General features: G+C 62.7%; 1 protein-coding gene. It reads right to left on the bottom strand.

The features are described from left to right. On the bottom strand, nucleotides 1-233 hold a 233-nt coding region (locus DBV14_RS34110; protein WP_260397316.1), incomplete at both ends, for a tripartite tricarboxylate transporter substrate binding protein.

Below are 233 nucleotides of genomic sequence, written 5' to 3'. Positions count from 1 at the left end.
CCGTTGCCCGACGAGGCGTAGAAAAGACCGCCCTCTTTCTTCTTGCCGTACGCGATCAGTTCCTTCACGGACGCCACGGTCAGCTTGCCGCTGACGGCCACCACGTGCGGCGCGCGCATCACCATCGCCACGGGCACAAAGTCTTTCGTGGGGCTCCACTTGATGTTCGGGTAGAGCGACGGATTGCCGACGTGGTAGCCCGAGTACTGCATCAGCAGCGTGTAGCCATCGGG

Source organism: Variovorax sp. KBW07, assembly GCF_003852515.1.
Taxonomy (GTDB): Bacteria; Pseudomonadota; Gammaproteobacteria; order Burkholderiales; family Burkholderiaceae_C; genus Variovorax.
Note: the sequence above shows the minus strand (reverse complement) of the source record. Positions and strands in the feature narration are given on the sequence as shown.